Genomic DNA, 18315 nt, shown 5'->3' with positions numbered 1-18315 from the left:
AGAAGTCAGAGGCGGAAGCGTTGCACCATGCCCTGCAAGGCATTGGCCAGTTGCGACAGTTCATGGCTGGAGGCGCTGGTCTGGTCGGCCCCGGCCGCCGAGCGCACCGACAGGTCGCGGATGTTCACCAGGTTTCGGTCCACCTCCCGCGCCACTTGCGCCTGCTCTTCGGCGGCGCTGGCGATCACCAGGTTGCGCTCGTGGATTTCGTGCACCGACGCCGTGATGGTCTGCAGCGCCTCGCCCGCCCGCTCGGCCAGCACCAGCGTCGTGGCGGCCCGGGAGGCGCTGGCCTGCATCGATTCCAGCGCCAGGCCCGATCCGCTGCGCATGCCCTGCACCATCTGTTCGATCTCCTGGGTCGATTGCTGGGTGCGATAGGCCAGCGCCCGCACCTCATCGGCCACCACCGCAAAGCCCCGTCCGCTCTCGCCCGCCCGGGCCGCCTCGATGGCGGCGTTGAGGGCCAGCAGGTTGGTCTGCTCAGCGATCGCCCGGATAACGTCGAGCACTTTGCCGATGTCCTGGGACTGGTCGGCCAGGGACTGCACCAGCTCGCCGGTGTGCTGCACTTCGCTGACCAGCGCATTGATGGCCTCGGCGGTCTCGCCGACACGCTCCTGCCCCAAGTGCGCCGATTCGCTGGACTGGCGCGTGGCGTCGGAGGTGGACACGGCATTGCGCGCAACTTCCTCCACCGCCGTGGTCATCTCGTTGACCGCCGTCGCCGCCTGTTCGATTTCATTGTTTTGCTGCTGCAGCCCCTGGGTGCTGTCGAGGGTGACGGCGTTCAGTTCATCGGCCGCGGTGGCCAGTTGCGTGGCCGAGCCGCTGATGCCCTGCAGGGTCTCGCGCAGGTTCTGCTGCATGGTCGCCAACGCCTTGAGCAGGCGGCTGACCTCGTCGTTGCCGTGGGCTTCGATCGGGCGGGTGAGATCGCCGCCGGCCACGCTTTCGGCGGCGTCCACCGCGCTCGCCAGCGGACGCACGATGCTGCGGGTCAGCAGCATCGCCAGCGCCACGGTGGCCAGCGCCGCCAGCACGATGAACAGGCTGACGATGGTGCGCGAGGTCTCGTAGTGTGCGGCGGAGTTCTGGCTCTCGGCGGCGACCTGCCGGGTGAACAGATCCGCCAGGTCGCTGAGCTGCTTGCCGGAGCCGTCGACCACGGTCTTCATGTCGACCAGCAGCAGCTTGGTCAACTCATCGCGCTTGCCTTGTTCGGCGAGGACGAAGGATTGGGCGATGCCGGTGCGGTAGGCAGCGAAGGTTTTCTTGAACTGATCGTACAACTGCTGCCCCTCAGGGGTGACCACCAGCCTGTCGTAGGCGGCGATCTTCTCGCTCAGTTCCTTGTCGCGGGTGTCCATCTGGCTGCGGTAGGCGGCGACGTTCTTCGGATCCGGATCCAGTGCCATGCGCAAGGAGATGGTGCGGATGCGCAGCATGATCTCGCGGATCTCGTCACCGCCACGGATGCTCGGCAGCCATTGGGTTTCCACCGCGACCTCGCTGTCGCGGATGCTCGACATCTGCCCCAGCGAAAACACCCCGAGCAGCGCCACCAATACCGCGATCACAGCGAATCCCAGTGCGGCACGGGGAGCAATGTTCAACTGACGAAGCAACATGACGAACGCCCTTTTTCTTGTATTGGCCAGGTTAGGGGGCGAACGGCACGGCGGCCTGCCCCTCTTTTGCTAGCGGGCTATCGGCAAGTTGTACGATGACTTGAATGAAATTGCATTTCTGACGGGCAAAAGAAATCCCCGCATCTTTCGATGCGGGGATTTCTTTGTATGGTCGGGGTAAGGGGATTCGAACTCCTGACATCCTGCTCCCAAAGCAGGCGCGCTACCGGACTGCGCTATACCCCGGTAAAAAAAAGGCACCTTCGAAAGGCGCCTTCTGCGAACAGAGCTTTTGGCGTCTGATCTTAAGATTCGATCCCAGCGAACTGGTTTCAAAAATGGTGGGTCGTGTAGGATTCGAACCTACGACCAATTGGTTAAAAGCCAACTGCTCTACCAACTGAGCTAACGACCCAAATATGGTCGGGGTAAGGGGATTCGAACTCCTGACATCCTGCTCCCAAAGCAGGCGCGCTACCGGACTGCGCTATACCCCGGTTTGAAATTGGCTCCGTGACCAGGACTCGAACCTGGGACCCAATGATTAACAGTCATTTGCTCTACCGACTGAGCTATCACGGAACTACATATTTCAAGTTACAACAGTGAGGTTTGCCTCACCTCTGCCACCCGTTCGCATCGCTGCGTTCGTGTGTCTGAGGCGCGCTATTCTACAACCTAGAACACCTCTGTCAACCCCCTAAATTGCTTTCAAGTTAATGATTTGCAACTTATTTCGGTTTTCAGCTCAGTGAGCTGAAGCCCTGCGGGTGACTGACTGCGGGGCGCACTTTACAAGCCTTTTCCTTTGAGTTCAACAGCCTGGCGAAAAAAAAAGGCCTCGCGATGGGCGAGGCCTTCTCTTTTGGCGCCGAGCGTCAGTTGAACGTGATCTCGTCGTTCTCCACCACGCCGGTCGCCGTTTCCCCCGGCATGAAGCGTCCGGACAGGATCAACTGCGCCAACGGGTTCTCGATCCAGCGCTGGATCGCCCGCTTCAGCGGCCGTGCGCCATAGACCGGGTCGTAGCCGACGGCAATCAGCTTGTCCATCGCCTCCGGGCTCAGCTCCAGCTTCAGCTCGCGCTCGGCCAGACGGCTGCGCAGGCGGCCCAGCTGGATCTCGGTGATGCCGGCGATCTGATCCCGCGCCAACGGTTCGAAGATCACCACTTCGTCGACCCGGTTGATGAACTCCGGCCGGAAGTGGGTGGATATCGCATCCATCACTGCCGCACGCTGGGCCTCGCGGTCGCCCACCAGTTCCTGGATCTGCATCGACCCCAGGTTGGAGGTCATCACGATCACCGTGTTGCGAAAATCCACCGTGCGCCCGTGGCTGTCGGTCAGGCGTCCGTCCTCCAGCACTTGCAGCAGGATGTTGAACACGTCCGGGTGGGCCTTCTCGACTTCGTCCAGAAGGATCACCGAGTACGGCTTGCGCCGCACCGCTTCGGTCAGGTAACCGCCCTCTTCGTAGCCCACGTAGCCTGGCGGCGCACCGATCAGCCGGGCCACGGAGTGTTTCTCCATGAACTCGGACATGTCGATCCGCACCATCGCCTCTTCGGTGTCGAAAAGGAATTCAGCCAGTGCCTTGCACAGCTCGGTCTTGCCGACCCCGGTCGGGCCGAGGAACATGAACGAGCCGCTCGGCCGGTTCGGATCCGCCAACCCGGCGCGGGAACGCCGCACGGCGTTGGCCACCGCCACCACCGCCTCGTCCTGGCCGATCACACGCTGATGCAGCAGGCTTTCCATCTTCATCAGTTTGTCGCGCTCGCCTTCGAGCATTTTCGACACCGGAATACCGGTCCATTTCGACACGACTTCGGCGATTTCCTCTTCGGTCACCTTGCTGCGCAGCAGCTGGTTCTCGCTCTTGCCGTGCTGGTCGACCATCTGCAGGCTGCGCTCCAGGTCCGGGATCACCCCGTACTGCAGCTCGGCCATGCGGTTGAGGTCACCCTTGCGCCGCGCCGCTTCCAGCTCCTGGCGGGACTGTTCGATCTTCTGCTGGATCTGCGCAGAGCCCTGAACCTCGGCCTTTTCCGAGTTCCAGATCTCTTCCAGGTCCGAATACTCGCGCTCGTGGCGGTCGATTTCTTCCTGGAGCTTCTCCAGGCGCTTCTTCGCCGCGTCGTCGCTTTCCTTCTTCAGCGCCTGGGACTCGACCTTCAGCTGAATCAGGCGGCGTTCCAGACGGTCCAGCACTTCCGGCTTGGAGTCGATCTCCATGCGGATGCGGCTGGCGGCCTCGTCGATCAGGTCGATGGCCTTGTCCGGCAATTGCCGGTCGGTGATGTAGCGATGGCTGAGCTTCGCCGCCGCGATGATCGCGCCGTCGGTGATCGCCACCTTGTGGTGCACCTCGTAGCGCTCCTTGAGGCCGCGCAGGATCGCGATGGTGTCCTCCTCGCTCGGCTCGTCCACCAGCACCTTCTGGAAACGCCGCTCAAGGGCCGCGTCCTTCTCGATGTACTGGCGGTACTCGTTGAGCGTGGTGGCGCCCACACAGTGCAGCTCGCCGCGGGCCAGGGCCGGCTTGAGCATGTTGCCGGCGTCCATCGAGCCTTCGCCCTTGCCGGCGCCGACCATGGTGTGCAGTTCGTCGATGAACAGAATGATCTGCCCTTCCTGCTTGGACAGTTCGTTGAGCAGCGCCTTGAGCCGCTCCTCGAACTCGCCGCGGTACTTGGCGCCGGCGATCAGCGCGCCCATGTCCAGCGACAGCAGGCGTTTGCCGCGCAGGCCGTCCGGCACTTCGCCGTTGATGATCCGCTGGGCCAGGCCTTCGGCGATGGCGGTCTTGCCCACGCCAGGCTCGCCGATCAGCACCGGGTTGTTCTTGGTGCGGCGCTGCAGGACCTGGATGGTGCGGCGGATCTCGTCGTCACGGCCGATCACCGGATCGAGCTTGCCGTCTTCGGCGCGCTTGGTCAGGTCGATGGTGTACTTGTCCAGGGCCTGGCGCGATTCCTCGTGGTTGGCGTCGTTGACCGCCTCGCCGCCGCGCAGGTTGTTGATGGCGTTCTCCAGGGCCTTTTTGCTCACGCCCTGGCCCAGCAGCAGTTTGCCCAGCTTGCTGTTCTCGTCCATGGCGGCGAGCAGCACCAGTTCGCTGGAAATGAACTGGTCGCCCTTCTGCTGGGCCAGGCGGTCGGCCTGGTTGAGCAGGCGCGCCAGATCCTGCGACATGTTGACGTCGCCGGTCGGATTCTGGATTTTCGGCAGTTGGTCGAGCTCTTTGGTCAGCTCTTTGCGCAGGCTGTTGACGTCGAAGCCCACCTGCATCAGCAGGGGCTTGATCGAGCCGCCCTGCTGTTCGAGCATGGCCTGCATCAGGTGCGCAGGCTCGATGCCCGGATGGTCGAGGCCGACGGCCAGGGATTGGGCATCGGACAGCGCCAACTGAAGTTTGCTGGTTAAACGGTCTATACGCATGGGGTCACCTTCCTTTTGAGCAGGTCGGATCTAGGAAACCATCCTGAATGAAGAAACCTGCCAGATACCGCTATAGATGTGGCCGATTCTGGAAGATTCAAGCGTCAGGGGTTTGATGCAGGTCAGACAAGCTTAGCGTGCGCCCGGCCTGGCCGATGCGTTTCCGTTTGACGGTAAGTTGCCGGCATTGAAAGGCGCGGCATGGCGCAAACCGGCGCCGTCAGATGGCGCCGCCTGGGCCCTCAAGCCACACCAGCGAGGCGAAGCGACCGGTGCGCGATGCGCGGCGATAGGAAAAGAAGCGCGGGTCGCTGACGGTGCAGAAACCGCCGCCGTACACCGCCGTGACACCCCGCTCGGCCAGACGCAGGCGCGCCAGCAGGTAGATGTCGGCCATGAACTTGCCGGCGTTTTGGCTCGGGACAAACGCGGCCGCCGCGGCGGGCAACTGATCGACGAAGGTTTCCCGCACTTCCGGGCCCACTTCGAAGGCCTGCGGGCCGATGGCCGGGCCGAGCCATACCAGCACGTCTTCAGGCGCGGTGCCCAGGGCGTCGAGGGTGGCCTCCAGCACCCCGGCAGCCAGGCCGCGCCAGCCGGCATGGGCGGCGGCGACGCGGGTGCCCGCGCGGTCACAGAACAGGGCCGGCAGGCAGTCGGCGGTCATCGCGGCGCAGGCGATGCCCGGCGTGGCGGTCCAACTGGCGTCGGCGGTGGCCACCACGGACGGGTCGGCGTGGGCCACGGTGGTGCCGTGGACCTGCTGCAGCCAGGCGGGCTTGATCGAAAAGTGATCGGTGAGGCGGCGACGGTTCTCGGCGACGTCCTGGGGGCGGTCATCGACGTGATCGCCCAGGTTGAGCGTGTCGAACGGCGCCTCGCTGACACCGCCCTCGCGGGTGGTGACACAGGCCTTGACGCTGGCCGGCGCGGGCCAGTCCGGCGTCAGCCAGTTCATCCGACGAACGCCTCGCGATCCTGCTTGAGCAGGGTCAGCAGCCAGACGAAGTCTTCCGGCAGCGGCGATTCCCAGCTCATGCGCTCGCCGGTGGTCGGGTGCTCCAGCTCAAGGAACCGCGCATGCAGGGCCTGCCGCGGGAAATGCTTGAGGGACTCGACCATGGTCTGGCTCGCGGCCGGCGGAATGCGGAAACGGCCGCCGTAGGCCGGGTCGCCGACCAGCGGGAAATTGATGTGCGCCATGTGCACGCGGATCTGGTGGGTGCGCCCGGTCTCCAGCTTCACCCGCACGTGGGTGTGGGAACGGAAGCGCTCCAGCACGCGGTAGTGGCTGACGGCCGGCTTGCCGCCCTCCATCACCGCCATGCGCTGACGCTGCTGGCCGTGGCGGCCGATCGGCGCGTTGATCTTGCCGCCGGCGGTCACCACGCCGATCACGATGCACTCATAGATGCGGCTGACGGTGCGGCTCTGCAACTGCGCGACCAGCTTGGTCTGCGCCTGGATGGTCTTGGCCACCACCATCAGGCCGGTGGTGTCCTTGTCCAGACGGTGCACGATGCCGGCACGCGGGACGTTGACGATGTCCGGCACGTGGTGCAGCAAGGCGTTGAGCAGCGTGCCGTCGGCGTGGCCGGCGGCCGGGTGCACCACCAGGCCCGCCGGCTTGTTGATCACCAGGATGTCGTCGTCTTCATAGACGATGTCCAGCTCGATGTCCTGGGCCACCCACTCGCCCTGGGCTTCCTGTTCGGCGGTCAGCTCCAGCACCGAGCCGCCGTGAACGATGTCGCGCGGACGGATGACCGCGCCGTCCACGGTCAGGCGACCGTCTTTGATCCAGGCGGAAAGGCGCGAGCGCGAGTGCTCGGCGAAGAGTTGGGCGGCGACTTGATCGAGGCGTTGGCCGCCCAGTTCGGACGGCACCTCTGCGCGAAGTTCAATTTTATCGGACATGCTCGGACTGGCGTCGGCACAGCCTTTGGTTTCGGCTGCGCGCTTGTGGTTAAATACGGCTTCTTTTGCCCCGAGGCTTTTCAACGGGGCGCTCATCATAACAGGACGGTCCCGCCCAAGACAGCGGCCGTCATAGGGACGCAAGCCGCCATGCAAGTGAAACACCTGCTGCTGATCGCCATCCTCGCATTGACCGCCGCTTGCTCATCGAAGGAAGTCGTAGACGAAAACCTGAGCGAAGCCGAGCTGTACCAGCAGGCTCAGAAGGACCTGGACAACAGCAGCTACACCAGCGCCACCGCCAAGCTGAAGGCCCTGGAGTCGCGCTATCCGTTCGGCCGCTACGCCGACCAGGCCCAGCTCGAACTGATCTACGCCAACTACAAGAACGCCGAGCCTGAGGCCGCCAAGTCCGCCGCCGAGCGCTTCATCCGCCTGCATCCGCAGCACCCGAACGTCGATTACGCCTACTACCTCAAGGGCCTGACCTCGTTCGACCAGGACGTCGGCCTGCTGGCGCGCTTCCTGCCGCTGGACATGACCAAGCGTGACCCGGGCGCCGCCCGCGACTCCTACAACGAGTTCGCCCAGCTGACCAGCCGCTACCCGAACAGCCGCTACGCGCCGGACGCCAAGCAGCGCATGATCTACCTGCGCAACCTGCTGGCGGCCTACGAAATCCACGTGGCCGACTACTACCTGACCCGTCAGGCCTACGTCGCCGCCGCCAACCGTGGCCGCTACGTGGTGGAGAACTTCCAGGAGACCCCATCGGTGGGCGACGGCCTGGCGGTGATGACCGAAGCCTACCAGCGCCTGCACCTGGACGAACTGGCGGCCTCCAGCCTCGAGACCCTGAAGCTCAACTACCCGAACCACCCGAGCCTGGTGGACGGTCAGTTCGTGCCGTCGGTGGCCGAAGCCGACAACCGTTCGTGGCTGAGCAAGGCCACCCTCGGCCTGATCGAGTCCCGTCCGCCGCTGCCGCCGGGAGAGACCCGCGCCAACCAGGACGTGCAGAAGCAGTTCCAGGACGCGAAGGACGCGATCCCGAACGAACTCAAGCCAAAAGACGAAAACGGCAACGTGATCGAAGAGCCGGAATCCGAGTCCGGCAGCTCCGACCGCTCGATCTTCAGCTACATGACCTTCGGTCTGTTCGACTGATCCACAGCAGTTGTACAAGAAAGGGAGATCTTCGGATCTCCCTTTTTCGTTGCCGCGTTTGACGGGGCTGTGCGGCCGACGGACTCCTTGGCTAAACTGCCGGATCATTAGCCGAAAAGCCGCCCATCATGCTTCGTTTACTGTTCTGGATCGCCCTGATCGCCGCCGCCGTCTGGCTCTGGCGCAAGATCAAGGCCCCCGCCTCCCCCGCCCAGTCTCCCCGCGAACAGGACGCCGCGCCCATGGTGCGCTGCGCCCATTGCGGCGTGCACCTGCCCCGCGACCGTGCCCTGAGCCTTGAGCAGCAGTGGTACTGCAGCCAGGCGCACCTGGAGCAAGGCCCCGGCTCCAGTGGTCGCTGAGACCGCCGACGCTTCCGGCAAGCAGGCCCAGCGCCTGCTGCGCCTCTATCATCTGTATCGCTTGAGCGTCGGCATCACCCTGGTGCTGCTGATTTCCAGCAACATGGACAACCGCCTGCTCACCTCGGCCGACGACGAGCTGCTGCGCAGCGGCAGTTGGCTGTACCTGGTGCTGAACATCCTCCTGGTGGTGTTCCTGGAGAACATCCGCCGCCCGGCGCAGCTGTTCGGCCTGGCGCTGACCGACATCCTGCTGCTCTGCGGCCTGTTCTACGCGGCCGGCGGCGTGGCGAGCTCCCTGGGCAACCTGTTGATCGTCTCGGTGGCCATCAGCAATACCCTGCTGCGCCGACGGATAGGCCTGCTGATCGCCGCCGTCGGCGCCCTCGGCATCGTCGCCCTGAGCTTCCTGCTCAGTTTCGACCATCCCCTGAGCCCCAACGACTACCTCCAGGCCGGCACCCTCGGCGCCTTGTGCTTCGCGGCGTCCCTGCTGGTGCAGGGCCTGATGCAGCGCCTGGAGTTCAGCGAGCACCTGGCCGAGCGCCGCGCCAGCGAGGTGGAAGGCCTCGAGGCCCTCAACGCCCTGATCCTGCAACGCATGCGCACCGGCATCCTGGTGTTCGACGAACAGCGCCGCATCCAGTTGGCCAACCACAGCGCCCAGGCCCTGCTGGGCCGACAGCACCTCGAAGGGCTGTTGATCGACGACTGCGCGCCGGGGCTGCTCGAACGCCTGCAACTGTGGCTGAGCAACCCCAGCCTGCGCCCCCAAAGCCTGAAGATGCCCGGGGAAGGCCCTGTGCTGCAACCGAGCTTCATCGCCCTGGAGCAGAGCCCGGGACGCCAGACCCTGGTGTTCCTCGAAGACCTCGCGCAGATCGCCCAACAGGCCCAGCAGTTGAAGCTGGCCGCGCTCGGGCGCCTGACCGCCGGCATCGCCCACGAGATCCGCAACCCGCTGGGCGCCATCAGCCATGCGGCGCAGCTGCTGGGCGAGTCCGAGGAACTCGACGGCGCAGACCGGCGTCTGACGCAGATCATCCAAGACCACTCCCAGCGCATGAACCGAGTCATCGAGAACGTCCTGCAACTGTCCCGCCGCCAGCAAAGCGAACCGCAGCGGCTGGATCTCAAGCCCTGGTTGGAGCGCTTCGTCGCCGAGACCCGCGAGCAGGCGACCGCCCGTCAGTCACTGCACGTGCACATCGGCGCCGGCGATTTGCGCACCCTGATGGATCCCGACCAGCTGACCCAGGTCCTCGACAACCTGGTGCGCAACGGCTGGCGCCACAGCGGCGCGCTGCACGAGCAGGCCGAAGTCTGGCTGGAACTGTCCCTCGACCCCGAATCCCGCCAGGCCGTGCTGCACGTGCAGGACAACGGCCCGGGCGTGGCGCCCGACCAGCAGGCGCACCTGTTCGAACCGTTCTTCACCACCAGCAGCCAGGGCACCGGCCTTGGGCTCTATCTGTCCCGTGAGCTGTGCGAAAGCAATCAAGCGCGCCTAGACTTCAAACCACGCCAAGGCGGCGGCTGCTTTCGCATCACCTTTGCTCACGGACGGAAACAAAGTTGACTACGAGCCCACGGCAAAAAGTCCTGATCGTCGACGACGAGCCGGATATCCGCGAACTCCTGGAAATCACCCTGGGACGGATGAAACTCGACACCTTCAGCGCACGCAACCTGGCCGAGGCCCGGGCGCTGCTGCACCGCGAGGCCTTCAACCTGTGCCTGACGGACATGCGCCTGCCCGACGGCACCGGGCTTGAGCTGGTGCAGCACCTCCAGCAACGTTATCCACAGCTGCCGGTGGCGATGATCACCGCCTACGGCAGCCTGGAAACCGCGATCAACGCCCTCAAGGCCGGGGCCTTCGACTTCCTCACCAAACCGGTGGACCTTGCGCGCCTGCGCGAACTGGTCGCCAGCGCCTTGCGCGTGCCGGCGGCGGGCGGCGTCACGTCGATCGAACGGCGGCTGCTGGGCGACTCCCCGCCCATGCGCAACCTGCGCAAGCAGATCGACAAGCTCGCCCGCAGCCAGGCGCCGGTATACATCAGCGGCGAGTCCGGCAGCGGCAAGGAGCTGGTGGCGCGCCTGATCCACGAACAAGGGCCGCGGGCCGGCCAACCGTTCGTGCCGGTCAATTGCGGGGCGATTCCGTCTGAACTGATGGAGAGCGAATTCTTCGGCCACCGCAAAGGCAGCTTCAGCGGCGCGGTGGAGGACAAGCCCGGCCTGTTCCAGGCGGCCCACGGCGGCACGCTGTTTCTCGACGAGGTGGCGGACCTGCCGCTGTCGATGCAGGTCAAGCTGCTGCGGGCGATCCAGGAAAAGGCCGTGCGCAGCGTCGGCGGCCAGCAGGAAACCGTGGTCGATGTGCGCATCCTCTGCGCCACGCACAAGGATCTGGACGCCGAGGTCGCCGCCGGACGCTTCCGCCAGGACCTGTATTACCGCCTGAACGTGATCGAACTGCGGGTGCCGTCCCTGCGCGAGCGGCGCGACGACATCGAAGCGCTGGCCGGCCAGATGCTCAAGCGCCTGGCCACCAGCACCGGCCAGCCCGTGGCGCGCCTGCACCCGCAAGCGCTCGAGGCCCTGAAGAACTACCGCTTCCCGGGCAACGTGCGGGAGCTGGAGAACGTCCTCGAACGGGCGCATACCCTGTGCGAGAACCGCATGATCGAAGCCGACGACCTGCGCCTGAGCGAGGGCAACTGCGCGGCCGAGAGCGGCATCGCCGACCTGACGCAGATCGACAACCTGGAGGACTACCTGGAAAACGTCGAGCGCAAGCTGATCCTGCAAGCGCTCGAGGAGACCCGCTGGAACCGCACGGCGGCGGCGCAACGCCTGAACCTGTCGTTCCGCTCGATGCGCTACCGCCTCAAGAAACTGGGGCTGGACTGAGGCCCCTTATGGGAGCAACTGTCGTGTCCTGCGGTGCCTTGAGTGACGCCTTCGTCGGATCGCCGACGCCGCGAATGCCGGCTAGATCCGCCCCGCAGGCGCATACGGCGCCGGATCGATGATCGGCGCCCGCCCCAGCATCACATCGGCGAACAGCTGACACGACGCCGGCGCCAGCACCAACCCGTTGCGGTAATGCCCGCAGTTGAGCCACAGCCCCTCGAAGCCCGGCACGGCGCCGATATAGGGAACGCCTTCCGGCGAGCCCGGCCGCAGGCCGGCCCAATGCCCCACCACCTCGGCGTCGGCCAGCGCCGGCAGCAACTCCACCGCCGAAGCCTTCAGGCTGGCCAAGGCCACGTCGGTCGGCGTCTTGTCGAACCCTTCGTGCTCCAGCGTGCTGCCGATCAGGATGTGCCCGTCGCGGCGCGGGATCGCATAGCGCCCCTTGGCCAGCACCATGCTCGGCAGGAAATCCGCCGCACACTTGTAGAGGATCATCTGCCCCTTGACCGGCTCCACCGGCAGCGTCAGATCCAGGGTCTTGAGCAGCTCGCCGCTCCAGGCGCCGGCGGTCAAAACCACCTGATCGCCCCGGATCACGCCCGCAGGGGTCTCTACGCCGACCACCCGCCCCCCTTCGCGCACAAAGCCGCCGACCTCGCACTGCTCGCGGATGCTGACGTTCGGCAGTGCCTGCAACGCCGCCTTCAGCGATTTGACCAGACGCGGGTTGCGCACGTTGGCCACATCGTCCATGTAGACGGCCCGGGAGAACCCGCCGCCCAGGGCTGGCACCGCGTCATGGGCCGCCGAGATATCCACAGGCCGCAGCGGGCGCCCTTCCCGCTCGGCCCAGGCCAGCGCTTGCGCCTCGTCGTCCAGATCCAGCCAGTACAGGCCGGTGGTGTGCACTTCAGGGTCGACGCCGGTGGCGGCGAACAGGCGCTCGCCCAGCTGTGGATAAAAATCCTGCGACCAATGCGCCAGGGCGGTCACCGCCGGGCTGTAGCGCCACGGATAGAGCGGAGAAACGATGCCCCCGCCGGCCCAGGACGATTCCCGCCCCAGGTCCGAACGATCCAGCAGCACCACGCTGCTCACCTCGCTGGCGAGGTTGTACGCGGTGAGCAGGCCAATCACCCCGCCACCGACAATCACCACTTGCTGTTGCCTGGTCATCTCTGTTCCAACCGTTAAATAGACAGCGGGCGCAAAGGGCGCCCCGATAAAGCGGCTCAGCGGCCCCAGCAATCCTTGGTGGTCAGCCCGGTGGTCGCGTTGTTCATGCTTCTCACGCCGGTGTTGGTGAGGGTGAAGTCCCCGCACTTGTCGGTGGCCATCGCCGTGCCGGCCTTGCGCGTCGCCGTCAGCAGGAAGGTCTGGTCGGTGATCGTCGGCGTGAGGGTGTAGAAATCGTTGCCGGCGCTCAGGCCGGTGACATTGGTGTAGACGTTGTTCTTCGAGTAGAAGCGCTCGAGGATCTGCGCCTGCTCCGACAGCAGCGACACCACTTCGCCACGGCGTCCCTTCTTCACGTACTCGGTGAGGCTCGGATAGCCGATGGTGATGACGATACCGATGATCGCGATCACGATCATGATTTCGATCAGGGTGAAGCCTCGGTGGGTTCTGCGCATGCCTCGGTTCTCGCTCACTGTAGTTGCCGCCACATGATGCGGCGGCTGCCGCCGCCGGATTTTTCCACCAGCGTGGTGATGGTGCCACTGGAATCGTTCACGACCTTGCGGCTCGCGCCGTTGACGATGGCGTTCAGGGTCGGAATGCCGCCGCTGAACACCACGCCGCTGGAGATCGTGTCGTTGGTGTCGACCACGCCGTCGGCGTTGGTGTCGAGCACCGCGTAGTTGAGCATCTTACCGCTGAACGCCTCGAGTTCGATGAGTTTGCCGGTGCCGAAGCTGGAACACGGGTCGGTGGTGTCGACGCTGGCGGTGGTGAACACGATCCGGCCCAGCACCAGGCTGGCCTGGTTGATCACCCGTTCGCCGGTCAGCACGTTGTTGTACACCAGCGGCAAGTACCAGCCTTTCTCCGCCGGATACGTCGTGTCGTTCTGGGAGGTGGTGACGAACTGACCTGAGCTGCCCGAGAAGGTGCCCGTGATGGATTGGGCCTGCAGGCTGCTCACCGTCAACTGTCCCGAACCGCCGTCGGCGTCCCACACCGAATAGAACGCCTGCAGGTCCTTGTTGGTCTTGTCGGTGGTTTCGTTGAACTTGCCGGTGCCGACGAAGACCTGCTTGCCGCCCAGGGAATTGTCCGCCAGCAACGGTTGCGCGGTGATCGGCTGGGTCGCCCCGCCCGCCGTGGTGAACAGCGGCTTGCCGGAAAACGCCACGCCCCAGCTGTCGCTGGAGGCGGCGCTCAGGTCGAACTTCCACAGGCGCCCCTTCAGGTCGCCGCCGTACGCGGCCTGCACCACGTTCTGCGAGTTGACCTTGAGCTTGACCGACGACAGGCCGTTGGTGGTCTCGGTGGCGTCGACCACGATCTTGCGGATCAACGAACCGTCGCGCACATCCAGCACATACAGCGCCGCCACCCCGGAGTTGCTGCCGTAACCGTTGGCGATGAACGCCGCCCAGCGCCCGTCGGCCAGACGCGCCACTTCCGCCCGGGCATAGGCGTAGCCCAGATCGTTGAACACGTTCGATGCGCTGGCGGTAGACGGCGCGCTGACTTCCCACAGCCCCTTGATCACGTTGCCCGCCGAGGCGTCGTACAGCTGCAGCCCGTAAAAGGTCTTGCCGCCGGCGCCGGTGCCGCCGATGGCCAGGGTTTTCCAGGCGGTGCCGAACTGCGCGTCGTACACGCCGACCTGGCCGTCCACCAGGAACTTGTGGCCGACGCCGTTGATGTAGGTCGGATCGGCGATCAGACGCAGCGACGGCAGCACGCTGGACGGCATGTAGGCATAGCGCCGGGTGCCGTTGGCCGAGTTGATGACGCTGACGAAACCGTCGTTGCCGTTCACCACCAGGCTGGCGTTCATGTTCGCCGCCTTGGCGGTCAGGTACGTGCTGTAGGAGGTGTCGCCCGACAGGTCGGACGCGGTTTTCTCCGAGGGCGACGCCAGCACCAGCGGCGAGTTGATGATGTCGCCCAGCAGTACGCTGCGCACCTTCAGGCCGGCTTTGTTGGTGCCCTTGCTCCATTCCACCAGATCGCTGCCACTGATGCCGGTGGGCAGGCCCTGGCCCAGGACGGTCTGCTGGGCGGCCGAGAAATTGCCGAAGGCCAGGGTGACGGCGGCGTTGGTCGTGGTGTTCCAGGACTGGTAGGTCGGTGCCGTGGCGCTGGGCACGATGGCCGTGTCGGTGCTCCACAGCACCGTCGACGTGTTCACCGCGCCGGTCGACGTGAACCCGAAGGACTTGATGGTGCCGCGCCAGTCCTTGGGGTCGTAGCTGGTCTGGAAGTAGCTGGTGCCGCTGGCCAGGGTGTTGCCGCTGGTGACCCCGCTGCCGCCGGAGCCGGCCTTGGAGGTGATGTCGCTCAGCGCGGCGGACAGCGCAGTGTTGAGGCCGGCGCTGTCGGTGGCCTGGTAGTACTTGCCCTGGCCGTAGCCGGCGGCGTCCGACAGCATGTCGTTGGCGGCGGTGAAGCCCACGGTGTAGGTGTTCATGTTCTGCTTGGGGAAGTCCGCCGCGTTCCAGCTCTTGCCCGCCGCGTCGGTGCCGGTGGAGCGCATGTCGATGTCGAAGGCGAACTTGGCGATGTCGTCCAGGTACAGCGTATCGCCCTCGCCGTCGCCGTTGAGGTTGTCGCCGTCGTTGTTGACCCCGTCCCAGTTGGGCAAGCGGTTGCCGCCCAGAGGATCGTTGTTCGGGAAGGTGCGGTCGTAGGTCGGCAAGCCGTCGGTGATCACCACCCCGTAGTTTTTCTGGCAGCGGTACTGGATCGGGCTGGTGTAGGTGTTCGGCGTGCTGTTGTAGTAAGGCGCCAGGCCGCGCATGTAACGGGTGATTTCGTAGTAGGTCTCCGCCAGCGGCGTGTTGGCCACGGCGCTCAAGCCGTTGATCGAAGAAATCAGGGCGTTGTAGTTGCTGTCGGCCTGGGCCTGGGTGACGCTGCCGGACACCGGCGACAGGTCGCTGACCGAACGGGCGATGTAGCCGCCGTTGCCGGGGTTGTTGTTGGTGGCCGGGTTGAACGTCGCCAGGCCGATGCGCAGGGAGCGGTTGCTGGTGACCAGCGCGGTGGACACGTTGCGCGCGACGTTGATCCGGTAGTCGTTGGGGATCGCGCCCGTGGTGAAGTCGCGGTTGCTGCCGTTGGCCAACCCGACCACGTAAGAGATGTAGTCGCCCGAATAGCGCGTGTTGCCGCTGCCCACCGGATCCGGCAGCTTCAGGCACAGGGGCGTCAGCGAGTTGTTGTAGAACGCGTAGGCCCCGCCGGAGCAACCCGAGGTGGGCAGGCTCGACAGGAACACCGAGTCGCCTGTGATCGCCGTCGAGCTCAGGCACAGGCCTGCGAAGGCATTGCACTGCTTGGCCGGCGTGCGATCCACCGTCGGATCGAACCCCGCCGCGTAGATGATGCTGTTCATGCTCCCCGAATCGTCGATCAGCAACATCACGTTCGGCGGCACCGCCGCAGCGCTCAGCAGCGGCGAGTCGGACGGCGTGAAGGCGTAGGCCGGCGCCACCAGATACCCGCCGAGCAACAGCCCGGCCAACAGGGCCCGCCATGGCCGGCGCGGTTCAGTACTTGGCATAGACACTCTCCACCACGCTGCGCGAAGTGCCGGCGATGCCGACGGCCGTGACCCGGTACAGCGTCGCCGAGGTGTTGCTCGGCACATTGACGGCGGTCAGGGTGGTGCCGATGTTCTGCACGCCGTAGAACCCGCTGCCGGCGGCGATCCAGGTGACCCCGGACGAGGCGTTGAGCCCCGCCGCGCTGACCGTCGAGGACTCCGCCGGCGGCGCACACTGGGCCGTGGTGGCGCACACCGCCAGCGAATAGCTGTCGAGCTGCACCGCGCTTTCGCCGATGCGCAGCGCCGCTTCGGCCACCTGGAACGACTGGTTGCGCAGGCTGACGCTGCCGGCCATCTTTTCCTGGAGGTTGGCGCTCTGCATCGACGACAGTCCGATCAGGGTCAACAGCAGCAGGAACACCAGGCTGACCAACAGCACCATGCCGCGCTGCGCCTGCGGGGGACGGAAAGGGATCGTCATCGGCCGGCCCTCATTGCAGGCGGTTGCGCAAGGCGGCAACCACGTTGAAGGTTTGGCTGCGCACCCGGTTGTTCGGGTCGGTGAGGGTCAGGCTCAGGCGCACGCTGCGGATGCGGGCCGGGTCGCTGGGGTTGCTGCTGTAGGTGGAGGCCGCGACATCCGTGGCGGACGCCGCCAGGCCGAACATGACGCTGAAGGCGCTGACGTTGTTGACCAGCGCCGACTGGGTCGGCGAGCCGCTGCCGGTGCCCATGAGTATCTGGTTGTTGCTGAAGCTGTAGACCAGGCGTCGGATCGGGAACGCGATCTGTCCGGACGCTGCGGCCCGCACGCCGGTGTAGGCCGTGGCGCTGTTGCGGCAATCGGAGAGCACCGTCCAGGTCGGCGTCCCGCCGCTGCCGCCGACATCGGCGGTGACCAGGGTCAGCTTGAGGTTGGCGTTGTCCCAGCTGATCGGCGCGATCTGGCTGGCGTTGAAATCGCCGGCGGAGCTGGAGTCGGTGATCGTGCCCAGGCAGCCGAACATCCCGACCATGCGGATCTCCTGGATCATCTTGCTCAGCACGAAGCGCGCGTCCTCCTGCATGGCGGCGGCGCTGTTCTGGCTGGCGTAGGTGTTTTTCGCGGCGATGAAGATCTGCACCACGCCCAGCACCACGATCAGCCCCAACGCCAGGGCGACCAGCAGTTCGATCAGGCCGAACCCGAGATTGCGGCGCTTCATGGCGTGGCCACCGGATCGACGGCGGCGCGGCTGGTGAGCACGAAGCTGCGCTGGGCGGTCGCGGCGTTGGCGGCCCGGGCATCGCTCCAGGTGATGGTGATGGTGTACACCCGCTGGTTCAGCGTGATGGTGCCGGTGGCGGTGGGCCCGCCGAAACCAGTGATATTGGTGGCGAAGTCGTAGAGGTCCTGGTCCCGGGCCACGCTCAGGTTGCCCGAGGCCGGCGGCGTGACGGTGTAGTCGGCCGCGGAATTGGCGCGGATCCGGTCCATCATGTCGTAGGCGATGAAACTGGCCTGGCTGGCCATCCGCGAGCTGTCGGTGTATTTCAGCGCATTGAGCTGAACCGCCGCCGCCCCCAGCAACCCGACCGTCAGAATCAGCAACGCGACCAGCACCTCGATCAGCGTCATGCCCTCCTGTGCACCCTTGCTCCCTGCCCTCATCCGCAGCTTCCACCCAATTGGATTCGTCCGTTCAGACACACGTTCAGCGTCCTGCTTTGCGTTCCCAGCGTGTAGCTGATGACCACCGCCGTCGACGGCGCCGCCAGCCCGCCCAGATTGTTGAAATCCAGCGCGCTCACTCCTGAGGTTAGCGTCAGAGTCGCCCCGCTGCTCATCGCTGGAACAACCCGCAATACATTGGCCGGTGTCCCCGTGCTGTCGTAGACCGACAACTCGCCAGTCCAAACGCTGCCGCCGGCGGTCGGCCGGATCCGTGTGGTCACGCCGCGGTCAATCGCTTCGAGTCGCGCATAGTTGAGGGCCCGCTGCAGGTCGCCGACTTCGGTGTCGGCCTTGCTGCCCTGCACCGACCGTGTAAACGCGGGCACCGCCATCGTGACCAGGACCACGAACACGGCGACCGCCACCAGCAGCTCGACCAGCGTGAAACCTTTTGTACAACGATCCATCGATGCCCTCCGTAGCCGTCGGCTAT

At 65.4% G+C, this 18315-nt stretch carries 15 protein-coding genes and 4 tRNA genes; 4 read left to right on the top strand and 15 right to left on the bottom strand.

Annotated elements, in window-relative coordinates:
- Positions 1 to 5: 5 nt before the first annotated feature.
- The 8 genes from CAG31_RS19635 to rluD all read right to left on the bottom strand — a co-directional run bounded on the left by CAG31_RS19635 (position 6) and on the right by rluD (position 6991).
- A complete protein-coding gene (locus CAG31_RS19635; protein WP_085584218.1) occupies positions 6 to 1631 on the bottom strand; it encodes a methyl-accepting chemotaxis protein in 1626 nt (541 codons plus the stop codon).
- A gap of 169 nt (positions 1632 to 1800) precedes the next feature.
- Positions 1801 to 1877: transfer RNA gene (locus tag CAG31_RS19630), tRNA-Pro, on the bottom strand.
- A gap of 93 nt (positions 1878 to 1970) precedes the next feature.
- Positions 1971 to 2046 (bottom strand) — tRNA-Lys (locus tag CAG31_RS19625).
- A 5-nt stretch (positions 2047 to 2051) separates the two neighbouring features.
- Positions 2052 to 2128: transfer RNA gene (locus CAG31_RS19620), tRNA-Pro, on the bottom strand.
- 9 nt (positions 2129 to 2137) lie between these two features.
- Positions 2138 to 2213 (bottom strand) — tRNA-Asn (locus tag CAG31_RS19615).
- 296 nt (positions 2214 to 2509) lie between these two features.
- Positions 2510 to 5074 (bottom strand): ATP-dependent chaperone ClpB, encoded by a 2565-nt coding sequence (clpB, locus tag CAG31_RS19610; RefSeq protein ID WP_085584216.1) that lies wholly within the window; start codon positions 5072 to 5074, stop codon positions 2510 to 2512.
- A gap of 220 nt (positions 5075 to 5294) precedes the next feature.
- Positions 5295 to 6032, bottom strand: coding sequence for a peptidoglycan editing factor PgeF (gene pgeF / locus CAG31_RS19605; protein WP_085584214.1), 738 nt, complete (start codon positions 6030 to 6032; stop codon positions 5295 to 5297).
- Entirely contained in the window at positions 6029 to 6991 is a 963-nt protein-coding gene (gene rluD / locus CAG31_RS19600) for a 23S rRNA pseudouridine(1911/1915/1917) synthase RluD (RefSeq protein WP_085584315.1), read from the bottom strand. Before rluD ends, pgeF begins: the two co-directional genes overlap by 4 nt.
- Before the next feature lie 150 nt (positions 6992 to 7141).
- Between rluD and CAG31_RS19595 the strand changes: the two genes are divergently transcribed.
- From CAG31_RS19595 to CAG31_RS19580, 4 genes are all read left to right on the top strand, one after another.
- On the top strand, positions 7142 to 8158 hold the full coding sequence (locus CAG31_RS19595; RefSeq protein WP_085584212.1) for an outer membrane protein assembly factor BamD: 1017 nt from the start codon (positions 7142 to 7144) through the stop codon (positions 8156 to 8158).
- 128 nt (positions 8159 to 8286) lie between these two features.
- Entirely contained in the window at positions 8287 to 8520 is a 234-nt protein-coding gene (locus CAG31_RS19590) for a PP0621 family protein (protein ID WP_085584210.1), read from the top strand.
- A complete protein-coding gene (locus CAG31_RS19585; protein WP_085584208.1) occupies positions 8510 to 10099 on the top strand; it encodes a PAS domain-containing sensor histidine kinase in 1590 nt (529 codons plus the stop codon). Before CAG31_RS19590 ends, CAG31_RS19585 begins: the two co-directional genes overlap by 11 nt.
- Positions 10096 to 11439, top strand: coding sequence for a sigma-54 dependent transcriptional regulator (locus CAG31_RS19580; protein ID WP_085584206.1), 1344 nt, complete (start codon positions 10096 to 10098; stop codon positions 11437 to 11439). Before CAG31_RS19585 ends, CAG31_RS19580 begins: the two co-directional genes overlap by 4 nt.
- An 81-nt stretch (positions 11440 to 11520) precedes the next feature.
- On the opposite strand, the gene thiO is transcribed toward CAG31_RS19580, so the two are convergent.
- The 7 genes from thiO to CAG31_RS19545 are packed head-to-tail and all read right to left on the bottom strand — an operon-like array spanning position 11521 to position 18289.
- Entirely contained in the window at positions 11521 to 12621 is a 1101-nt protein-coding gene (thiO, locus tag CAG31_RS19575; protein ID WP_085584204.1) for a glycine oxidase ThiO, read from the bottom strand.
- Between the two features lie 56 nt (positions 12622 to 12677).
- The gene (locus CAG31_RS19570) at positions 12678 to 13079 is read right to left on the bottom strand and encodes a type IV pilin protein (protein WP_085584202.1); all 402 of its coding nucleotides are present in this window, start codon (positions 13077 to 13079) and stop codon (positions 12678 to 12680) included.
- A gap of 14 nt (positions 13080 to 13093) precedes the next feature.
- Entirely contained in the window at positions 13094 to 16183 is a 3090-nt protein-coding gene (locus CAG31_RS19565; RefSeq protein ID WP_085584201.1) for a pilus assembly protein, read from the bottom strand.
- Positions 16170 to 16649 carry a PilX N-terminal domain-containing pilus assembly protein gene (locus CAG31_RS19560; RefSeq protein WP_085584199.1) on the bottom strand — a complete coding sequence of 160 codons (480 nt, stop codon included), beginning with the start codon at positions 16647 to 16649 and terminating at the stop codon, positions 16170 to 16172. The genes CAG31_RS19565 and CAG31_RS19560 overlap by 14 nt, the downstream gene beginning before the upstream one ends.
- A gap of 10 nt (positions 16650 to 16659) precedes the next feature.
- Positions 16660 to 17373: a PilW family protein gene (locus CAG31_RS19555; RefSeq protein WP_085584197.1), complete on the bottom strand. Its 714-nt coding sequence runs from the start codon at positions 17371 to 17373 to the stop codon at positions 16660 to 16662.
- Positions 17370 to 17819: a type IV pilus modification protein PilV gene (gene pilV, locus CAG31_RS19550; protein ID WP_085584195.1), complete on the bottom strand. Its 450-nt coding sequence runs from the start codon at positions 17817 to 17819 to the stop codon at positions 17370 to 17372. Before pilV ends, CAG31_RS19555 begins: the two co-directional genes overlap by 4 nt.
- Entirely contained in the window at positions 17816 to 18289 is a 474-nt protein-coding gene (locus CAG31_RS19545) for a GspH/FimT family protein (RefSeq protein ID WP_085584193.1), read from the bottom strand. Before CAG31_RS19545 ends, pilV begins: the two co-directional genes overlap by 4 nt.
- Positions 18290 to 18315: the final 26 nt, after the last annotated feature.

Source organism: Pseudomonas sp. R25(2017), assembly GCF_002112565.1.
GTDB classification, from domain to species: Bacteria; Pseudomonadota; Gammaproteobacteria; order Pseudomonadales; family Pseudomonadaceae; genus Aquipseudomonas; species Aquipseudomonas ekonensis.
This window is presented reverse-complemented; position numbering and strand designations above follow the sequence as displayed.